20 protein-coding genes and 1 riboswitch are annotated in these 19,064 nt (G+C 66.9%); of the genes, 8 read left to right on the plus strand and 12 right to left on the minus strand.

From position 1 onward, the window contains the following. The first annotated feature begins 220 nt into the window (after positions 1-220). Positions 221-1,330: a glycosyltransferase family 4 protein gene (locus AC1Q6E_RS26395; protein WP_492573839.1), complete on the plus strand. Its 1,110-nt coding sequence runs from the start codon at positions 221-223 to the stop codon at positions 1,328-1,330. Positions 1,331-1,355: 25 nt separating this feature from the next. On the opposite strand, the gene AC1Q6E_RS26400 is transcribed toward AC1Q6E_RS26395, so the two are convergent. The 4 genes from AC1Q6E_RS26400 to AC1Q6E_RS26415 all read right to left on the minus strand — a co-directional run bounded on the left by AC1Q6E_RS26400 (position 1,356) and on the right by AC1Q6E_RS26415 (position 6,937). After that, on the minus strand, positions 1,356-2,474 hold the full coding sequence (locus tag AC1Q6E_RS26400; protein WP_152793650.1) for a glycosyltransferase: 1,119 nt from the start codon (positions 2,472-2,474) through the stop codon (positions 1,356-1,358). A gap of 108 nt (positions 2,475-2,582) precedes the next feature. Beyond that, on the minus strand, positions 2,583-3,788 hold the full coding sequence (locus AC1Q6E_RS26405; RefSeq protein WP_152793651.1) for an MFS transporter: 1,206 nt from the start codon (positions 3,786-3,788) through the stop codon (positions 2,583-2,585). A 40-nt stretch (positions 3,789-3,828) separates the two neighbouring features. After that, the gene (locus AC1Q6E_RS26410) at positions 3,829-5,391 is read right to left on the minus strand and encodes an EAL domain-containing protein (RefSeq protein WP_152793652.1); all 1,563 of its coding nucleotides are present in this window, start codon (positions 5,389-5,391) and stop codon (positions 3,829-3,831) included. A gap of 58 nt (positions 5,392-5,449) precedes the next feature. Further along, positions 5,450-6,937: an AMP nucleosidase gene (locus AC1Q6E_RS26415; RefSeq protein WP_492573840.1), complete on the minus strand. Its 1,488-nt coding sequence runs from the start codon at positions 6,935-6,937 to the stop codon at positions 5,450-5,452. A gap of 74 nt (positions 6,938-7,011) precedes the next feature. Beyond that, positions 7,012-7,077: riboswitch (Fluoride riboswitch) on the plus strand. 74 nt (positions 7,078-7,151) lie between these two features. Here AC1Q6E_RS26415 and crcB point away from each other — a divergent pair. Further along, on the plus strand, positions 7,152-7,535 hold the full coding sequence (gene crcB / locus AC1Q6E_RS26420; protein ID WP_152793654.1) for a fluoride efflux transporter CrcB: 384 nt from the start codon (positions 7,152-7,154) through the stop codon (positions 7,533-7,535). Positions 7,536-7,554: 19 nt separating this feature from the next. Next, positions 7,555-7,887, plus strand: coding sequence for a DUF190 domain-containing protein (locus tag AC1Q6E_RS26425; protein ID WP_296558473.1), 333 nt, complete (start codon positions 7,555-7,557; stop codon positions 7,885-7,887). 50 nt (positions 7,888-7,937) lie between these two features. On the opposite strand, the gene AC1Q6E_RS26430 is transcribed toward AC1Q6E_RS26425, so the two are convergent. Beyond that, on the minus strand, positions 7,938-8,831 hold the full coding sequence (locus tag AC1Q6E_RS26430; RefSeq protein ID WP_152793655.1) for an SDR family oxidoreductase: 894 nt from the start codon (positions 8,829-8,831) through the stop codon (positions 7,938-7,940). A 98-nt stretch (positions 8,832-8,929) separates the two neighbouring features. Between AC1Q6E_RS26430 and AC1Q6E_RS26435 the strand changes: the two genes are divergently transcribed. Then, positions 8,930-9,751 (plus strand): helix-turn-helix transcriptional regulator, encoded by an 822-nt coding sequence (locus tag AC1Q6E_RS26435; protein ID WP_492573866.1) that lies wholly within the window; start codon positions 8,930-8,932, stop codon positions 9,749-9,751. Between the two features lie 41 nt (positions 9,752-9,792). On the opposite strand, the gene arsH is transcribed toward AC1Q6E_RS26435, so the two are convergent. The 6 genes from arsH to AC1Q6E_RS26465 all read right to left on the minus strand — a co-directional run bounded on the left by arsH (position 9,793) and on the right by AC1Q6E_RS26465 (position 14,298). Then, a complete protein-coding gene (arsH, locus tag AC1Q6E_RS26440; protein WP_492573841.1) occupies positions 9,793-10,515 on the minus strand; it encodes an arsenical resistance protein ArsH in 723 nt (240 codons plus the stop codon). Then, on the minus strand, positions 10,508-10,930 hold the full coding sequence (arsC, locus tag AC1Q6E_RS26445) for an arsenate reductase (glutaredoxin) (protein WP_152793658.1): 423 nt from the start codon (positions 10,928-10,930) through the stop codon (positions 10,508-10,510). The genes arsH and arsC overlap by 8 nt, the downstream gene beginning before the upstream one ends. Continuing rightward, the gene (arsB, locus tag AC1Q6E_RS26450) at positions 10,927-11,997 is read right to left on the minus strand and encodes an ACR3 family arsenite efflux transporter (protein WP_492573842.1); all 1,071 of its coding nucleotides are present in this window, start codon (positions 11,995-11,997) and stop codon (positions 10,927-10,929) included. The genes arsC and arsB overlap by 4 nt, the downstream gene beginning before the upstream one ends. Before the next feature lie 5 nt (positions 11,998-12,002). After that, on the minus strand, positions 12,003-12,323 hold the full coding sequence (locus tag AC1Q6E_RS26455) for an ArsR/SmtB family transcription factor (protein ID WP_152793660.1): 321 nt from the start codon (positions 12,321-12,323) through the stop codon (positions 12,003-12,005). A 93-nt stretch (positions 12,324-12,416) separates the two neighbouring features. After that, complete coding sequence (ssb, locus tag AC1Q6E_RS26460; protein WP_492573843.1) at positions 12,417-12,923, minus strand: single-stranded DNA-binding protein; 507 nt, start codon at positions 12,921-12,923, stop codon at positions 12,417-12,419. Positions 12,924-13,083: 160 nt separating this feature from the next. Continuing rightward, on the minus strand, positions 13,084-14,298 hold the full coding sequence (locus AC1Q6E_RS26465) for an MFS transporter (protein WP_492573844.1): 1,215 nt from the start codon (positions 14,296-14,298) through the stop codon (positions 13,084-13,086). Between the two features lie 450 nt (positions 14,299-14,748). On the opposite strand from AC1Q6E_RS26465, the gene uvrA reads away from it, so the two are divergent. Then, positions 14,749-17,619 carry an excinuclease ABC subunit UvrA gene (uvrA, locus tag AC1Q6E_RS26470; RefSeq protein ID WP_152793662.1) on the plus strand — a complete coding sequence of 957 codons (2,871 nt, stop codon included), beginning with the start codon at positions 14,749-14,751 and terminating at the stop codon, positions 17,617-17,619. Between the two features lie 46 nt (positions 17,620-17,665). Here the strand turns inward: uvrA and AC1Q6E_RS26475 are convergent, their stop codons facing one another. Next, entirely contained in the window at positions 17,666-17,887 is a 222-nt protein-coding gene (locus AC1Q6E_RS26475) for a hypothetical protein (RefSeq protein ID WP_492573845.1), read from the minus strand. Positions 17,888-18,132: 245 nt separating this feature from the next. On the opposite strand from AC1Q6E_RS26475, the gene AC1Q6E_RS26480 reads away from it, so the two are divergent. From AC1Q6E_RS26480 to AC1Q6E_RS26490, 3 genes are read left to right on the plus strand one after another with little or no spacing between them, the layout of a single operon-like run. Further along, on the plus strand, positions 18,133-18,426 hold the full coding sequence (locus tag AC1Q6E_RS26480; RefSeq protein WP_152793664.1) for a 2Fe-2S iron-sulfur cluster-binding protein: 294 nt from the start codon (positions 18,133-18,135) through the stop codon (positions 18,424-18,426). A gap of 32 nt (positions 18,427-18,458) precedes the next feature. Continuing rightward, the gene (locus AC1Q6E_RS26485; protein WP_296558491.1) at positions 18,459-18,773 is read left to right on the plus strand and encodes a ferredoxin; all 315 of its coding nucleotides are present in this window, start codon (positions 18,459-18,461) and stop codon (positions 18,771-18,773) included. Next, complete coding sequence (locus AC1Q6E_RS26490; RefSeq protein ID WP_152793665.1) at positions 18,770-19,048, plus strand: 2Fe-2S iron-sulfur cluster-binding protein; 279 nt, start codon at positions 18,770-18,772, stop codon at positions 19,046-19,048. The genes AC1Q6E_RS26485 and AC1Q6E_RS26490 overlap by 4 nt, the downstream gene beginning before the upstream one ends. Positions 19,049-19,064 lie beyond the last annotated feature (16 nt).

Genomic DNA, 19,064 nt, shown 5'->3' on the forward strand with positions numbered 1-19,064 from the left:
GTCCACCGCGGCCCGGGGCAGGCCGGCGGGCACGGACGGACGGCGCCCGGGCGAACCCGGCTGCTGCCCGCGCTTGGGGTCGGTTGGCATGGCGGCCTCCTGGTTGTCCGCGGGACGCTCCAGCAATGTTCGTACCTGAGCCTTGTCTATACTGCGCCATGGCGCTTCAGAGTCACACCGCATGACAGACCCCCTCTCGCATTCGACGAGTACCCGGCCCATGCTGGTGGTGGGTGTATCAACGACCAAGGCCGAACCCGCGCTCCGCCCGCACAAGGACGGCATCGGGACGTACACAGCGGCGCTGATCGGCCGTCTGCCCCGTCATGGCTGGCGCCCTGTCGGCTATGCCTGGCCGGACGGCCGGCCCCGGCCAGCGCTCTCACTCGGCGGCTACCTGCCGCATTCGTACGGCGTCCAGACCGCTGGGCAGATGCTGGGCTTGCTGCGACCGGCCGCACTGGATGTGGATGTCTTCCATTGCACCGACCATATGGCATTCAGGACGAAATGCCCCTGCGTCATCACGCTGCACGACGCCGCGCCGCTCCGCCACCCCGAATGGGCGGCCCCGCGCCTGCGGGGGCTGCGCAACCGATTGCTGGCGCGAGCCGGGAAGCTCGGCGACGCCTATATCGCGATCTCACATGCCGCGGTCGCCGAACTCGTTGCCCACTTCGGCGTCGACGAGCAAAAAATCCACGTCGTGCCCAATGGCATAGATCCCCTCTGGTTCGAAGCCGGGGACACCCTGGAACGCTACGCCCTGCTCCGCTCGAGGCTGTCGCTGCGAGGGCGCCATTTCCTGTTCGTGGGAACACTGCAGCCCCGCAAGAATGTCGATCGCATCCTGGACGCCTACCTGCTGCTACCCGTCTCTTTGCGACGTGAACATCAGTTGCTGATCGTAGGACGGCCGGGTTGGCGCAGCGAGACGACCATCGCTCGCCTCAAGGCCATGCGTGACGAAGGGGTCATATGGCTGAACGACCTGGCCGATGACGGAGACATGCGCGCCTTGTACCGCCAAGCCGAAGCCCTGGTCTTCCCTTCCTTGCACGAAGGCTTCGGCCTGCCCGTGCTGGAAGCGTTCGCCAGCGGCACCCCGGTCGTGACATCCAATGTCGCCTCGCTTCCTGAAGTAGCGGGAGATGCCGCATTGCTCGTGGACCCCGAGAATGCCGGCGACATTTCTTCCGCCATGCGGAACCTGGTCCGTTCGCCAGGCACCCGCGAGCAATGCGTAGCCCGCGGCCTGCTGCGCGCGCGACAATTTTCGCTGGACCGCACCGCGTCGGAAACGGCTGCCGTCTACCGAAGCGTGCTGTGATGCTCGCGGTCGTCCGCGCGGATGGTCACGGCACGGGAGAATGGCCCAGCACTTCCCGGTAGCACTTGGCGTAGCCGCGCACCATGGCGTCTTCGGTGAACAATTCGAGATAACGGGCTCGGGCATTCCTGCCCCACTGCCTCGCCTGCTCGGGATCCAGCCAGAAGCGGTCCATGGCCTCTCCCAGGGCCCGCGGATCCCGTGGCGGCACCACAAGCCCCGTTTCCTGGTGCAGGTTGACAAAACTCGTACCGGTACCGATTTCACACGAAATCATGGGCAGGCCCTGCTGGGCGGCCTCCGCCAGGGCAAGGCCGAAAGCTTCCGTGCGAACGTGCGATGGAAAAACGAAACCACTGGCAGCCGCCAGAACGTCGGACTTTTCCTCGTCATCGAGCGAGCCCAGGAAATGTATGTTTTTCAATCCCAAGGCCCGTGCCCGCGCCTCGAGCGCGGCGCGCTCGACGCCGTCACCGATCAGCGCCAACGGATAGTCGCGCCCCACTTGCGCCTCGAGCAGGAAATCCAGCCCCTTGTAGTAGCGGGGCACTCCCAGGAAGACGAAGAATCTTTCCCCGATCTGCTGGCGCCAACGCCAGATGGCTTCCTGGTCCCGCGGTTTCACGGCCGCTATTCCGCACGGCACCACGGCCACCTTGTCCCGCCACGCCTGGAGTACCTCGCTGCTGGCGACATAGTTCGGAGACGTCGCCACGATGCGCGCCATCCGGGCAAGATGCCGGTCCCGGATCGGCTTGTAGAGTTTCAACAGCTTCGTCTGCTTGACGATATCCGAGTGGTAGGTCATGACAGCCGGGGTTTCAATCCCCGGCATGAGGTACGCCAGGTCTCCGAATGGCCACGGAAAATGGAAATGCAGCAGATCGGCCCAGGCGGCTTCGCGCCTGAAATTCACCAGGAACTGCAGCGACATCCCGGTGGACGCGACGTCCAGATTCCTGCGATAGCGATGAATGGCATATCCCGACGCATCCGCGTCGACCATTTTCCCGCGTGGTGAGAGCGTCAGGACACGGCTCTCGATGCCATGCGCGGCGCTCCGCGAGGCAAGGCTGTGGATGGCCTGCTCGATCCCACCATAGGCATCGGGAAAATAGATCTTGAAGATATGAAGAACACGCATGACGAGGCGGATGGGCTTGAAGCGATTCCGATTCTACCCTTCCGGGGGGGGAACTGCCGAGGCGAACTGGCACCGCGGAACGTCCCAGCTCCACGGACTGGCCGGCCTTCACGTCTTGCGCCAGTACAACAGCGTCAACAGCCCGATGCATGTGGCCAGCACCGCGGCCATGGTGCCGAACGCGCCGGTCACCGTGAAGGCCTCGGAGAACGATCCCACCAGCAGATAGCCGAACGGCATGGTGCCGTTGTAGGCCATGCCGTAGAGCCCGACCAGCGCGCCGCGCACGGACTCCGGGCAGCGGCGCTGGATGGTGGCGTTGGTCGACGTGGCCGAGAAACTCAGGCAGAAACCCAGCAGCACGAAGGCCGCGCCGCTGACCACGCTGCTCCAGCTCGCGGACAGCAGCGCCAGCGCCACGCAGGCGACCCAGGGCGCGAACCGCAGCAGGCTGGCGGTGCGCGACGCGATGGACGAGGACAGGACGACGGCGGCGGCCAGCGCGCCCACGCCCGCGCAGGCGAAGAAGACGCCGGTGTATCGGGCGGCGTCGTGGAAGACCCGGTCCGCCAGCAGCGGCACGAGCGTCTGGTAGCTGCCCGCCAGCAGGCCCATGCAGGCCAGGATGGACAGGTACTTGGCGGTGAAGCGGTCGTCCAGCACATAGACCAGCGCATTGCGCAGACCGCCGCGATCGTGCGAGGGCGATGGCGCCGCCGCCGCGCGGCGCGGCATCGACCGCACGCACCAGGCCATGAACACCAGCGCGGCGGCGTAGGTCAGGAAGGCCGCGGCCTGGCCGAACGTGGGATAGATGATGGCGGCCATGCTCGGCCCCACCATGCGGCCGACGTTATAGACCATGGTGTTCATCGCGATGGCGTTGGGCAGCAGCGCCGGATCTTCCAGGCCGGTCAGCAGCAGGACCTGGCGAGACGGCGTCTCGATCGCGTTGAGCACGCCGGCGCACAGCGCCAGGGCCAGGATGATGGGCAGGGTCAGCCAGTGCAGCAGCGACAGCGCCGCGAGGATGCAGGCCACGGTCATCGAGGAATAGAGCACGCTCAGCGTCGACCGGCGCGCGTTGCCCGCGTTGACCCGCGCGCCCGCCAGCGGCGCGATCACCAACTGCGGTCCGTACAGCAGGAAATTGAGCAGGGCCAGCACGGCGGCCGAGCCCGAGAGGTGATAGACGACCAGGTTGAGCGTGACGTTCTGCGTCCAGCTGCCCAGCACCGACACCCCCTGCCCCATCAGGTAGCGCCGCATCGTGGGTTCGGTCAATGCGGGAAACACGCGTTCGAGCTGCAGCATGGGAGGGGGGCGGCGGAAGTGGGCGGAGCGACCCTGGATGTTAGCTCACGGCGCCATGGAACTCGTCCATCCATCGGCGCAGCGCCTCGATGGGCATGGGCCGGGCATACAAGAAACCCTGCGCGTAGTGCACGCCCCTGGCGGCAAGGTAGTCGCGCTGCTCGCGCGTCTCCACGCCTTCCGCCGTCAGCTCAACGCCCAGCCGCGCCGCCAGCCCGATGATCATCTCCAGGACCGAGGCATTGACCGCGTCCGTCCCGATGGCCGACACGAAGCCACGGTCGATTTTCAGGTAGTCGACCGGAAACCGCTCCAGACAGGCCAGCGAACTGTGGCCCGTGCCGAAGTCGTCGATGGCCAGCTTGACACCGCTGGCGCTGAGCACGCCCATGTTTTCGTAGACCTGTTCGATGGGAGGCAAGGGTTCCCGTTCGGTGATCTCCAGCACGAAGTCCGCGGCGCCGGAACCGACGACGCCGCGCAGGCGGGCAACGTCGTCGACGATGCCGGGCTGCACGAGATGGGCTGCCGTGATGTTCAGGCCCAGGCGGAATCGCGGCCCCAGCGGGCAACGGCGCAGATCGCGCCCGACGAGCTTGAACAGATGGCCGGTCAGGGGAACCGCCAGGCCGTTGGACTCGGCCACGGCAAAGAACAGATCCGGCCGCACGCTCCCCTGACCGGGACGGAACCAGCGCATCAGCGCCTCCGCGCCCGCGCACGATCCGTCGCGCAGGTCGATGACAGGCTGGTAGTGGACCTCGAATTCGCCCCGCCGCATGCCGCGGCGGATGGCGGCCACCAGCGAGAACCGGGACTTCAGGAAGTGGTGGCAGAGATAGCCGAGCAGCAGGGCCAGCAGGACGACGAAGGGCGCATAGCTGACCGCCAGGCGCCTCCGGTACTCGGCCAGCAGCGCGCTAGCAGCCAGGGACCGCACCCGGAACGGATAGAGCGTCGACACCGCTTCCTGCACGAGGGCGGCGCCCGGAAGCGGGGTCCCCACGCGCCGGCCCGCCAGGCCATGCCGGCCATCGAGCGACTCGATGCCGATCCGGTAACGGCCGGTGCCGCCGACGGAATCGAGCAGGTCCCCCAGGTAGCGCCCGTCCACCGTGACGACGACGCCGTCACCGGCCTCGTCCAGGCGTATCGCCATCACGGCGGACCGGTCCGGGACCATGGGCGTGCCCAGGACGAAATGAAAAGACCGCCCCGGCGGCACCTCGTCGTCCGGCAACAGCTGCGCCAGCGGCAGCGTGAATGCTTCCGTGATCGAGGAACAATAGAGCACGCGCTGCCGTATCAGGACGACGGCGCGAAAATAGGGCTGGAAGGCCGCCTGGTGCAGCGTGGCGTCGGCCTCGGCGCAGGACTTGCCGGCCAGCGGCGCCATCTCGGCCGCCATCCTGTCGGCCTCGGCGAAGATGGCGTCGGCCTGCCGCATCACCACCTCGGCGGCCCCCCGCGCGTCGTGGCGCGCGAGCTGCGCGGCCTGCATATAGACGAAGGGCACCGCCACCACCACGGGCAATGCGGCGGCGGCCGCCACCAGCAGCCCCCTCAGCCACCTGCCCTTGTCGTGCCGTTCCCGGGTCGTCACACGGCCTCTTCATGCACGGATGATAGACCCCATGCTACCGCGCGGGCGGCCCGCGCGGCTACTGGAAAGCGGTTTCGAGGAAGCTGCGCAGCTTGCGCGAATGCAGCCGCTCGGGCGGCATCTTGCTCAGGATCTCCAAGGCCCGCAGTCCGATATCCAGATGCTGGCCCACCTGCCGGCGATAGAACGCGCTGGCCATGCCCGGCAACTTCAGTTCGCCGTGCAGCGGCTTGTCCGACACGCACAGCAAGGTGCCGTAGGGCACGCGGAAACGGAAGCCATTGGCCGCGATGGTGGCCGACTCCATGTCGAGGGCGATGGCGCGCGACTGCGAGAACCGCTGCACTGGCTCCAGGTGCTCGCGCAACTCCCAGTTGCGGTTGTCGATGGTCGCCACCGTGCCGGTGCGCATGATGCGCTTGAGTTCCCAGCCCGACAGGCCCGCCACTTCTTCCACCGCCTGCTCCAGCGCCACCTGCACCTCGGCCAGCGGAGGGATGGGCACCCAGGTCGGCAGATCCGCGTCCAGCACATGGTCGTCGCGCACATAACCGTGCGCCAGCACGTAGTCGCCCAGCCGCTGCGAGGCGCGCAGCCCGGCGCAGTGCCCCAGCATCAGCCAGGCATGCGGCCGCAGCACCGCGATGTGGTCGGTGATGGTCTTGGCGTTGGATGGTCCCACTCCGATATTGACCAGGGTGATGCCCGAATGCCCCGCGCGCACGAGGTGATAGGCGGGCATCTGGGGCAGCCGCGACAGCGGCGCGGCCGGATCCGGCTGCGGATCGCCCGCGCGGGTGATGCGGTTGCCCGGCTCGACCAGCGCGTCGTAGTGCCCCTGCGCCACCAGCGTGCGGGCGCGCAGGCAGAACTCGTCCACGTAGAACTGGTAGTTCGTGAACAGCACGAAATTCTGGAAATGCGACGGCGCGGTGGCGGTGTAGTGCTGCAGGCGATGCAGCGAATAGTCGATGCGCGGCGCGGTGAATGGCGCCAGCGGCTGCGGCCCGTCAGGCGGATGGCTGTGGGTGCCGTTGACGATGGCATCGTCCGTGACCGCGAGGTCGGGCGTGTCGAACAAATCCCGCAGGGGCCGCTTCAGCGCCTCGATATCCTCGCCCTCGACATAGGTGCCGTCGGGGAACGCGAAATGCAGCGCGATGGGCACGTCGGACTCGCCGACCTCGACCGCGACGCCGTGGTTCGCCATCAACTGCCGGAGCTGCTCGGTCAGATAGGAGCGGAACAGCTTGGGCTTGGTGACGGTGGTCTGGTAGACGCCAGGCTCGGCCACGTGTCCGTACGACAGGCGCGAGTCGACCTCGTCGTACGTGTCCACGCGTATCCGGATGAACGGATAGCAAGCGCGGAAACGGCCGGGCGACGACGCCTGCATGGCGACCACCTCCCGGAAGCTGTCGCACAGGAAGGCGGTATTGCGCGCGTAGATGTCGATCAGGCGCTGGACGGCCGCGTCAGGATCGCGGAAGGATTCGGCGGGCCAGGGAGCGGGATGGCGGAGGAGGACGCTGGCGGGCGGAGTCATGATCGGTTTTGATGAAAGGCTTGACATAGCTTAGCCTACCGCGGCCTCGCCGGTCCCACCGCGTCGTACTACACTATGTGCCTGGAGATGGCATTCCTCCATGAACCGCCGCGCAAGCAGCTGATGATGCCTACAGACCCCGGCAGCGGGCTGTAGGCGCACGCCTGCACCTGGCTGATCGGGCCCTTTCCTTCCTGTCCACAAGGAGTCCGTCATGCTGCTCGCGGTCGTCGCGATCGCCATCGGCGCCGCCGTCGGGGCGCTGCTTCGCTGGGTCCTGGGGCTGAGCCTCAACGCCCTGCTGCCGGCCCTGCCGCCGGGCACCCTCGCCGCCAACCTGATCGGCGCCTACATCATCGGCCTGGCCGTGGCCTATTTCGCCGGCAACCCCGCCCTGCCGCCGCATTGGCGGCTATTGATCATCACCGGCTTCTGCGGCGGGCTGACGACCTTTTCCACTTTCTCGGCCGAACTGGTCGCCCTGATCCAGCAAGAGCGGCTGGGCTGGGTGGCCGCGACCATCCTGGTCCACGTCGGCGGCTCCGTCGCGATGACCCTGCTAGGCATCGCCACCTACGCCGGATTGCGGCAGTCCTGAGCCCGCAAGGAGACACATCGTGAACGGTTTCCAATTGACCTTCTTCACCCAGCAGGACCGGCGCCACGACGGCCAGCCCCTCGCCCACTGGCTGCTGGCGTTCGCCAGGACCCAGGGTGCCCTGGGCGGCACGCTGGTGGCCGCCGGCGAAAGCTTCGGGCACACCGGCCGCTTCCACTCGGCGCACTTCTTCGAACTGGCTGACCAGCCGGTCGAGATCACGATCGCCGTCGACGCCCCCACCTGCGACCGGCTGCTGGCGGCCCTCGCGAAAGAGCCAATCGACCTGTTCTACGTGAAGCAGCCCGTCGAATTCGGACGGGTGGGCGCCCTGGTGCCGGCGGAACACTGAACGAAGCCGGGAGACGAAGCGCCCGTTCGATCCGATGCCGCGCCGCGGCCTCAGGCCGGCGCGTGCGGCATGGCGGCAAGATCGGCCAGCAGCCCCGGACCGCTCGGGCGCCAGCCCAACCGCTCCCGCGTAAGCACGCTCGACGCCGACATGTCCTTGTCCACGAAGGCCGCAAGCCATCCAAAGTGATCCATGGCTTCGGTCGAAGCCATGGACCGGACCGGCACGCCCAGGCTGCGGCCAACGGCGTGCGCAATCTCCCGGAACGGAATCGCCCCCTCGTCCGTGGCATGGAAGCGCTCCCCCGCTCCGCCCTGCTCCAGCGCAAGACGGAACAGGCGTGCCGTGTCCGATAGATGCGCCGCCGACCAGCAGTTCGCGCCCTCGCCGACATAGGCGGAAAACCCCGTCCGGCGGGCAAGCGCGATGACATCGGTCACGAGCCCCTGCTTCGCGGGGTCATGGATCTGCGAAAGCCTCACCGTCACCACGTTCACTCCGCGGTCCAGGAGTGCCTGCCCCGCCAGCTCCGAGGCGACACGGGGATTCGGATGGCTCGGATCGAACTCGTCCTCCGCCGCCGCCACCCCCGGCGTGGATAAACCCATGGCGGTGCTGGATGCAATGACGAGCGGCCGTGCCGTTCCCGCCAACGCCGCCCCCAGCGCCTCGATGGCGCGCCGGTCCTTCCGGCAGTTTTCCACGAAATGCGTGAAATCGTGGTCAAAGGCGGTGTGGATCACACCGTCGCAGGCCGCCGCGCCGCGATGCAGGCCGGCCAGGTCTTCGATGTCGCCGCGATACGCCTGCGCGCCCGCGGCGGCCAGCGCCGCCGCCCCCTTGTCCGAGCGGGCCAGGCCAAGCACCTCGTGGCCCGCCGCGAGCAGTTCACGGCAAACGGCGGATCCGATGAAACCGGTGGAGCCTGTCAGGAAGATACGCATGGATGCTGCTCCGATCTTGATCAGTCTTCAGTTTCGCCGTGTCTCTATCATGTTAAAAGTAGTGACGTTATCGTATTAAAAGCACTAACGGGATCATGGTGAATTCGAAACCCGACAACCCGCTGGGCGCCTACCTGCGGGACCGGCGTGCACGGATCGATCCCGCGGCACTCGGCTTGCCCGCCAGGCGCCGCCGAACCCCGGGCCTGCGGCGCGAAGAGGTCGCGCAACGCGCCAACATCAGTCCGACCTGGTACACGTGGCTGGAACAAGGCCGTGGCGGAGCGGCCTCTCCCGACGTCTTGAACCGCATCGCCCATGGGCTGATGCTGACCGAAGCCGAACGCGAACATCTCTTCATCCTCGGCCTGGGCCGGCCGCCGGAAGTGCGATACAAGGCGGCCGAAGGCGTCACGCCGCGTCTTCAACGACTACTGGATGCCCTGGAAACCAGTCCGGCGATCGTCAAGACCGCGACGTGGGATATCGTGGCCTGGAATCGCGCGGCGGCGCTGGTGCTCACCGACTACGGCCAACTCCCGCCGCGCGAGCGCAATATCCTCCGGCTCGTATTCGGCAACTCCCGCATCCGGGCCGCCCAGGACGATTGGCAAAGTGTGGCGAGATTCGTCGTCGGCGCTTTCAGGGCGGAAGCCGCACGCGCCGGCGCCGCATCCGAGATTCGTGGACTCGTGGCCGAACTGGCCGCGACGAGCCCTGAATTCGAGGCATTGTGGCGGGAGAACGATGTGCACGCCCACGGCGAAGGCACCAAGCGCCTGCGCCATCCTGTTCTTGGCGTGATCGAGCTGGAGTATTCCGGCTTTGCCGTTGACGGCCGGCCCGACCTGGGCCTCATCGTCTACAACCCGGTCCATGCCGCCGACGCGGACCGCATCCGGTCGCTCGTGCGGGGGTAGCGTCGCGCGGGCGACGCCTCCGCTTCCGATGCCAGGCGCCGTCAGATCGCCGCTTGCCTCATGCGCCTGGACAACGCCTCGGCGCTCTCCTTCCGTTCGCTATAGCGGTCCGCCAGACACGGGGCCGCGTCGCGCGTCAACAGGGTGAATTTCATCAGTTCCTCGGCCACGTCCACCACCCTGTCGTAATACGCCGACGGCCTCATGCGTCCAGCCTCGTCGAACTCCTGGTACGCCTTGGCGACCGACGACTGGTTGGGAATGGTCAGCATGCGCATCCAGCGGCCCAGCACACGCATCTGGTTCACCGCGTTGAAGGACTGGGATCCCCCCGAGACCTGCATCACCGCCAGCGTCTTGCCCTGGGTGGGGCGTATCGCGCCGATGGACAGCGGGATCCAGTCGATCTGCGTCTTCATCAGGCCGCTCATGGCGCCATGGCGCTCGGGGGAACTCCAGACCATTCCTTCCGACCACTGGACCCATTCCCGCAGTTCGCGCACCTTCGGGTGCTCGTCGGACACGTCGTCCACCTGCGGCAGGCCGGAAGGATCGAACATCCGCGTCTCGCCCCCCATGGCCCGCAACAGGCGGCCAGTCTCTTCGGCCACCAGACGGCTGTAGGACCGCTCCCGCAGCGAACCGTACAGCAACAGGAAGCGGGGCGCATGGGCTGCTCGCGCCGGCGCGAGCAGCCTGCCGGGATCCAGCCGCCCGAACAGCGCGGGATCGATGTTGGGTAGATCGACCAGGCGGTCAGACACGCCGCCCCTCCCCATCGACCACGGGGACGCCGTCCTCCTTGGCGAAGGCGCCACGCTGCGGCGACGGCAGGATGTCCAGCACGGTTTCCGACGGCCGGCACAGGCGCGTGCCCAGCGGCGTGACGACGATGGGCCGGTTGATCAGGATGGGATACTGGAGCATGAAGCCGATCAGCGCGTCGTCGTCCCATTTCGGGTCGCCCAGCCCCAGCGCTTCGTAGGGGGTGCCCTTGACGCGCAGGACGTCCCGGACCGGCACGCCCATCGCGGCGATCAGCCGCTCGAGCGTGCCCCGGTCCGGCGGCGTCTTCAGGTACTCGACGATGACCGGCTCCTCCCCGCTGTTGCGGATCAGGCCCAGGACGTTGCGCGACGTGCCGCAGGCGGGGTTGTGATAGATCGTGATGGCGCTCATGGGGATACCCTGTGGCTGGACGATGAACCGGCAGCGTGCGCGTTGGCGGTGCCGGCGTCGTACCAGCCTCGGCTCCGGTTGACGATGCGCACCACCAGCAGCATCACCGGTACCTCGATCAGCACGCCCACCACCGTCGCCAGCGCAGCGCCGGAATGGAAGCCGAACAGGCTGATGGCCGCGGCCACCGCCAGCTCGAAGAAATTGCTGGCACCGATCAGCGCCGACGGACAGGCGATGCTGTGCTGCTCGCCCACCTTGCGATTGAGCCAATACGCCAGGCCGGAATTGAAGAACACCTGGATCAGGATGGGCACCGCCAGCATGGCGATCACCAACGGCTGGCGAAGGATGGCCTCGCCCTGGAACGCGAACAGCAGCACCAGGGTCAGCAGCAGCGCGGCGATCGACAGCGGACCGATGCGGCCCAGGACGCGGTCGAAGGCAGGCTGGCCGCGGCGCAGCAGCGCACGCCGCCACAATTGGGCGAACACGACCGGAATCACGATGTACAGGCCGACGGACACCAGCAAGGTGTCCCACGGCACGGTGATCGCCGACAAACCCAGCAGCAGTCCCACCAGGGGCGCGAAAGCGAACACCATGATGGTGTCGTTCAGCGCGACCTGGGACAAGGTGAACACCGGGTCGCCGCCGGTCAGACGGCTCCAGACGAACACCATGGCGGTGCATGGCGCCGCGGCCAGCAGGATCAGGCCGGCGACGTAGCCGTCCAACTGGTCGGCCGGCAGCCACGCGGCAAAAACGTGCCGGATGAACAGCCAGGCCAGCAGCGCCATCGAGAAAGGCTTGACGCCCCAGTTGATGAACAGCGTGACCCCGATGCCGCGCCAGTGGCGTCGCACCTGGCCAAGCGCCGCGAAGTCCACCTTCAGCAGCATGGGCACGACCATGACCCAGATCAGCAGGCCCACCGGCAGATTGACCCGCGCGACCTCGAGGCGGCCGATGGCCTGGAAGACGCCGGGGGCGGCCTGGCCCAACGCGATGCCGGCGCCGATGCACAGCACCACCCACAGGGTGAGAAATCGTTCGAAGCGGTTCATGGGGTTCAACCGCCGCACCGGGAAGGCGACACTTCGCAGACGCCCCCCTGGCAGCAATGTTCGGTCAGGTATTCGATCAGGCCATTCATCTGGCCATACTCCGCCCGGTAGATCAGGTTGCGCCCTTTCTGCTCGGCCGTGACGAGCCCCGCATGCGCCAACTCCTTCAGATGGAAGGACAAGGTATTGCGTGCGACCGCCATCTGCCCGGCCAGGACGCTGGGGGTGAGCCCCTCGGGCCCGGCGACGACCAAGGCACGGAACACACGCAAACGCTGGGGGTGGGCCAGGGCCCCCAGGGCCGAGACGGCTTGATCTTCTTTCATTATTCCATGATACAACAATTATCGAATCATTGGCCACGAAAAACCCCGCCAAAGGGCGGGGTTCGAGGAACCGCCTTGCCGTCCCGTTCGAGATCAGAACGGAATATCGTCGTCCATGTCGGCGAAGTTCGGCGCCGAGCCCGACGGCGAAGCCGGACGCTGGCCGCCGCCACCGCCACCGCCGCTGGCCGGACGGTTGGACTGGCGCTGGGCCGGCGCGGAATCGCCATAGCCGCCACCGCCGCCTTCGCCACCACCGCCTTCGCGGCCGCCCAGCATCTGCATCTGGTCGGCGACGATCTCGGTCGTGTATTTATCGGCGCCGGTGTCCTTGTCCTGCCACTTGCGGGTCTTCAGGCGACCCTCCACGTACACCGAACGGCCTTTCTTCAGGTACTCGCCGGCGATCTCGGCCAGGCGGTTGTAGAACACCACGCGGTGCCACTCGGTTTCCTCGCGGCGTTCGCCCGAGTTCTTGTCCTTCCATTGGGACGTGGTGGCGATGGACACGTTGCAGATCGCGGCGCCGTCGGGCGTATAGCGAACTTCGGGGTCGCGGCCCAGGTTGCCGACCAGGATGACTTTGTTGACGGATGCCATTACCACACTCCTATTGACTGTATTCACCGGCCCGCGGCGAAGCGGAGGGATTGTAGCCACCCCCGCCCGGCGCGGCCACGGGCCACAAGAAAAAAAACATCATTCGTTGAAAATGCGCCGACCGCAATACGGTCTCGTGCGTAAATGGGACAAGAAGGGCTCAGGATACGGGGCGGGACACCTGCTCCGGCCGGGCGGCCCGCCGGGCTGGCAGGGGCTTCATCCCCCAGGCCGCCAGCAGCCATATTACCGCCAGCCCCGCCGCCGCCTGGAATACCGCGGCGGACCCCAGGTGGGAGACCAGCCAGCCGCCCAGCGCCCCGCCGGCGAAAAGCCCGATGGCCTGGCTCGTATTATAGAAACCCAGGGCCAGCCCCTTCAGGGACGGCGGCGCCACGCGGGACACCAGCGAGGGCTGCATGGCCTCCAGGATGTTGAAGACGGAAAAGAAGGCGATCATCGCGCCGACCAGCCATCCGTAGTGGTCCTGCGCCCATGGCAGGAACATGCACACCAGCACCAGCCCGGCGACCGCGCCCAGCAGGGTCTTGCGGTGGGTCGCATAGCGTTCGGTGACGCCGATCACCGGCACCATGACGACGAACGAGGCCAGCACCACCGGCAGGTAGACCTTCCACAGCGTGGCCGCGTCCAGGCCGCCGGTACGCACCAGCGCGGCGGGCACCACCACGAACAGCGCGATCTGGACCAGGTGCAGGGTGAAGACCCCGAGGTTCAGCCGCAGCAGATCGGGATGCGACAGCACGCGCGACATGGGGACCGGCTCGCCCCGCGGCGCCGGCGGCGCGGCCGGGACCACCCAGGCGGCCACCCCCAGCGCGGCCACCCCCAACGCGGCAATGGTCCAGAACAGGCCGGTCAGCCCGCCCCAGCCCACCACCACCGGCGCCAGCACCAGCGATACCGCGAAGGTCAACCCGATGGACGCGCCTATCATGGCCATCGCCTTGGTCCGAACCTCGTCGCGCGTGGCATCGGCCAGCCACGCCGTCACCGCCGCCGAAATCGCGCCCGAGCCCTGGATGGCCCGCCCGATCGTGATCCAGAACAGGTCGTCGGTCGTGGCGCAGACCACGCTGCCGATGACGAACAGCACCAGCCCCATCACCACCACCGGCCGCCGGCCCCAGCGGTCCGAGGCCAGCCCGAACGGAATCTGCATGAAGGCCTGGGTCAGCCCGTACATGCCCAGCGCCAGCCCCACCCTCGCCGGATCGTTGCCGCCCGGCAGCGCCTTGGCCGCCACCGCGAACACCGGCAGCAGCAGGAACAACCCCAGCATCCGGCACATGAACAGCGCCGCCAGCGACAAGCTCGCGCGACGCTCGAAAGGCGTCATCCGGAATGAAGTCATTGGTCCCCCCCGTACGCGCTGACGCGCGCCCCCCAGGGGGCGATGCGGGTGGACCGGAGGGAAAGCCCGCCCCCTACGCGCTTCGCGCGCCCCCTCAAGGGGGCGATGCGGGTGGACCGGCAAAGCCGGATCCACCGCATCCTGAGTCGTGCGGCAGTGTTTCGCAACGCGGGGCCCTTTTCAAGAAGCAGCACTGACAAACCGGCGGCGCCGGACCCGCCATGCTCCAGATCCAATACAAGTTTCTTTGCCATTTCACCCATCGCTAACGCCGGCAGCCAGCGACAGCACCAGCGCCCCACCCCAAGAAAGCCCCACTAGACCAGGGCACGGGGGATCCGGCTCCGCCGGTCCCCCGCCGCCCGCCCCCTGGGGGGCGCGCGTGAGCGCGTAGGGGGGAGTTATATTACCAAGTTGGCTTTCGCCACCGCTCGCGTAAAGGTTTGCTTGATGGATGTCATCCGCATCAGGGGTGCGCGCACCCACAATCTGAAGAACGTCTCGCTGGAGTTGCCCCGCCACCAGCTTGTCGTGATCACGGGGCTGTCCGGTTCGGGCAAATCCTCCCTGGCATTCGATACTCTCTACGCCGAAGGCCAGCGACGCTATGTGGAAAGCCTGTCCGCCTACGCCCGCCAGTTCCTGCAGTTGATGGACAAGCCCGAGGTCGACCTGATCGAGGGACTGTCGCCGGCCATCTCCATCGAGCAGAAAGCCGCCAGCCACAACCCGCGTTCGACCGTGGGCACGGTCACGGAAATCCACGATTACCTGCGCCTGCTGTTCGCGCGGGTGGGCACGCCCTATTGTCCCGACCACCAGTTGCCGCTGCAGGCGCAGAGCGTCAGCCAGATGGTGGACATCACCCTGGCCCTCCCGGCTGAAAGCCGGCTGGCGATCCTGGCGCCGCTGGTGCGCGACCGCAAGGGCAGCTTCGAGGACGAGCTGGCCAACCTGCAGGCCCAGGGTTTCGTGCGGGTGCGCGTGGATGGCGAGGTCCTGGACATCGACAGCGTCCCGCCGCTGAAGAAGACCGAGAAGCACAGCATAGATGTGGTGATCGACCGCCTGCGCGTGCGGCCCGAAGCCCAGCAGCGCCTGGCCGAGAGCTTCGAGACGGCCATCGGCCTGGCCGAGGGGCGGGCCGTCGTGCTGGAGATGGACGCCGGGGCCGAGGGCCCCGAGCGCGAACACCTGTTCTCCAGCCGCTATGCCTGTCCGGTATGCGGGCACAGCCTGCCGGAACTCGAGCCGCGCCTGTTCAGCTTCAACAACCCCATCGGCGCCTGCCCAAGCTGCGACGGCATCGGCCACGTGGGGTTCTTCGATCCCAAACGGGTGGTGGCTTTTCCCGAACTGAGCCTGGCCAGCGGCGCGATCCGCGGCTGGGACCGGCGCAACCCCTTCTATCACCAGTTGCTGACCAGCCTCGCGGCCTTCTACGACTTCGACGTCGACACACCGTTCGAGGAATTGTCCGAGGACACCCGGCAGCGCGTCCTGTACGGCTCGGGCGACCAGGAAATCGCCTTCACCTACGTGAACGAGAAGGGCCGCACGACGGTCCGCTCGCACCCCTTCGAAGGGGTGATCCCCAACCTCGAACGCCGCTGGAAGGAAACCGACTCGGCCACCGTGCGCGAGGAACTGGGCAAGTACAGGAACGTGCGGACCTGCCCCGACTGCGGCGGCTCGCGGCTGCGCGCCGAGGCCCGCAACGTCCGGGTGGGCGAGGATGACCAGGGGCGCGCCATCTACCAATTGGAGGCGCTGCCGCTGTCCGACTGCCTGCACTGGTTCGAGGAACTGGCGCTGACCGGCGCCAAGCGCGAGATCGCCGACCGCATCGTGCGCGAGATCTCGGCCCGCCTGACCTTCCTGAACAACGTGGGACTGAGCTACCTGTCGCTGGACCGCAGCGCCGACACCATATCGGGCGGCGAGGCCCAGCGCATCCGCCTGGCCAGCCAGATCGGCTCGGGCCTGACCGGCGTGATGTACGTGCTGGATGAACCGTCCATCGGCCTGCACCAGCGCGACAATGACCGGCTGATCGGCACCCTGAGGCATCTGCGCAACCTCGGCAACAGCGTGATCGTGGTCGAGCACGACGAGGACATGATCCGCGAAGCCGACTGGGTCGTGGACATGGGCCCCGGGGCGGGCGAACACGGCGGGGAAGTCGTGGCACAGGGATCGCCCGCGGACATCGTGGCCGATCCGCAATCGCTGACCGGTCAGTACCTGAGCGGCCAGAAATCCATCGCCATCCCGGCCCGCCGGCCGGTGGCGGGACAGGACGAGCTTGCGTGGCTGGAGCTCAGGGGCTGCACCGGCAACAACCTGAAAGGCGTGGACCTGCGCATCCCGGCGGGCCGCCTGGTCTGCATCACCGGGGTCTCGGGCTCGGGCAAGTCGACGCTGATCAACGACACCTTGGTCAACGTGGTCTCGCGCCACCTGTACAACAGCCAGGCCGAGCCCGCGCCTTACGAGTCCATCGATGGACTGGAGCATTTCGACAAGATCATCAGCGTCGACCAGAGCCCGATCGGCCGCACGCCACGCAGCAACCCGGCCACCTACACCGGCCTGTTCACCCCGATACGGGAATTGTTCGCGGGCGTGCCGGAAGCCCGGGCCCGGGGGTACGACCCCGGCCGCTTCAGCTTCAACGTCAAGGGTGGCCGCTGCGAGGCCTGCCAGGGCGACGGCGTGGTCAAGGTGGAGATGCACTTCCTGCCCGACATCTACGTCCCCTGCGATGTCTGCCACGGCAGCCGCTACAACCGCGAAACGCTGGAAATCCGCTATCGCGGCCGCAACATCAGCGAAGTGCTGGACCTGACCGTCGAGCAGGCCCTGGAATATTTCGAGGCCGTTCCTGCCATCGCCCGGCGGCTGCAGACGCTGATCGACGTGGGGCTGGGCTACATCCGGCTGGGACAGAGCGCCACCACGCTCTCGGGTGGAGAGGCCCAGCGGGTCAAGCTGTCGCAGGAACTGTCCAAACGCGGCACCGGCCGCACCCTGTACATCCTGGACGAGCCGACCACCGGCCTGCACTTCCACGACATCTCGCTCTTGCTGGAGGTGATCGGGCACCTGGTGGATGCCGGCAACACGGTGGTCGTGATCGAACACAACCTGGACGTGATCAAGACCGCTGACTGGCTCATCGACATGGGGCCGGAAGGCGGCGACGGCGGCGGCGGCATCGTGGCCCAGGGCCCGCCCGAGGTGATCGCGGCGGCGCCCGGCAGCCATACCGGCAGCTATCTGCGCAAATTCCTGGCGGCGCCGGCCCGGGCAGGCACTTGAGCGTTCATGGCGGAGCGATGCCTGTCGCCCCGCCGCAATGCAACATTCAACCGGCGCGGCAAACCGCCTGGGCGGCAACGCCCTGGCCGGCCTTGGCGCGGCCGGGCTGCTGCCCGGCACGGCGGTAGACCGACAGGATTTCCTTCAAGGACGACGGCAGCAACGGCGTGGCGTGGCGCACGGCATCGCGCTGCTCATAGTGGACCAGCAGTTGTTGGCCGATGCGCGGAGTGGTCGGGAAACGGGAAACTTCGGGATTACGAGACATGGGAAAACACCTATTGCATACAGTATCTTGAAATTATACCCATTGCACCCGGCACACTCAAACCGTCCGTTGCATCGCCGCAATCCGATCGTCATTCCCTCGACGCCTTGAAGCCCACGAAACATCAAGGTTTCCCCGCCGCCCCCAGTTGCCCCGCGCTCCATGGATTCACGCTTTCCCCTAGCCTGAATCTCACCCTTAACGGTATACAATATTCTATAAACCAACATTTCCAAGGACATCGGATGCCCAAGGTCGTGTTCCACAAGGCGGGAGAGACCCAGACCAGCGATGTGCCCGACAACGCCAATCTGGTCGTGCGGGCCGGGATCCGCCAGTTCCCTTTTCCGTATCTGCGCTATCAGTGCGGGATGGGCAAGTGCGCGACCTGCGCCTGCCGCGTCCTGGCTGGCGCCGAGCACCTGCCCCCGCCCAACTGGAAAGAGAAGAAACAACTGGGCGAGCGCCTGGAGCAGGGTTACAGGCTGGTCTGCCAACTGTGGCTGACCCACGACCTGGAACTCGAACAGGAAGCGTGATCCGCCATGCAGCCCAGACAAGGACGATAGCCGTGTACATCATCCTGACCAGCAAGCCCGGCATATTCCACACGGAATCCGGCCCCGACCTGGAGCCCGTCGAAGCCTACGACTACGTGTCCTATGGCAAGACGCGCGCGCATTTCATCATCGCCCGCCTGGCACGGCCGACCCGGGTGCGCGTGATCGAAGACGAGCCGCCGCACATCAGCAATACCGTTCCATCGAAATTCCTGCCGCAATTTCCGTCGCTGGAACAGGCGCGCGCGGAACTGGCTGCGCTGACGCGCTTCGGCACCGTCGACGGCCAGTTGATTCTTCAAACCGATGCCCAGGCGCGCCCATGATCGAGATCACCTTCATCAGCAACGGCAATAAGGTCGTTGCCGCTCCCGAAGACAGCAACCTGCTGCGCGTCTCGCTGCGCGAACAGGGCGGCATCCCCTTCAAGTGCGGCGGCGGCCTGTGCGGCACATGCAAATGCCGGATCGAGGAAGGCCTGGACCACACCGACGCGATCAAGCCCAAGGAGCGCCGCCACCTGACCCCCGAGCAATTCGAGCAGGGTTATCGGATGGCCTGCCAGACCTTCGTGAACGGCAACATCAAGGTTTCCTGGTAGCCGCGACCTTGCGGCT

The organism is Pigmentiphaga sp. MLSB6-MA01 (assembly GCF_058793475.1).